1 pseudogene is annotated in these 272 nt (G+C 74.3%); it reads right to left on the reverse strand.

Features of this window, described 5'->3' with window-relative positions:
• Positions 1-204 (reverse strand): annotated as a pseudogene (locus tag KVT32_RS30090) (oxidoreductase); the annotation flags it as partial.
• Positions 205-272 lie beyond the last annotated feature (68 nt).

Consider the following 272-nt stretch of genomic DNA (forward strand, 5'->3'; position numbering starts at 1 on the left):
GGCCAGGGTGGCGGCGGTCTGCACGGCCAGGTATTCGGCGTTGCCGGTCTGGCTCGCGTGCACCACCAGCCAGTCGGCGCCGCCTTGCTGCAGCGGACGGCGGGAACTGGCGCGGGCGCGCCAGATGGCGGCGCACATCGCCAGGTAGCCGCCGGACAGGGCCAGCGCGCCGCCCAGGCGCATGGGGTCGATCGTCAACGTCATTGCAGCAGGTCGCGCCAGGCGGCGGAAGTGTGTTGGACCAGGCCGCCGGCGCGCCGGACCAGGTAGCG

It is taken from the genome of Achromobacter sp. GbtcB20, assembly GCF_019091095.1.
In the GTDB taxonomy this organism is placed as follows: Bacteria; Pseudomonadota; Gammaproteobacteria; order Burkholderiales; family Burkholderiaceae_B; genus Achromobacter; species Achromobacter mucicolens.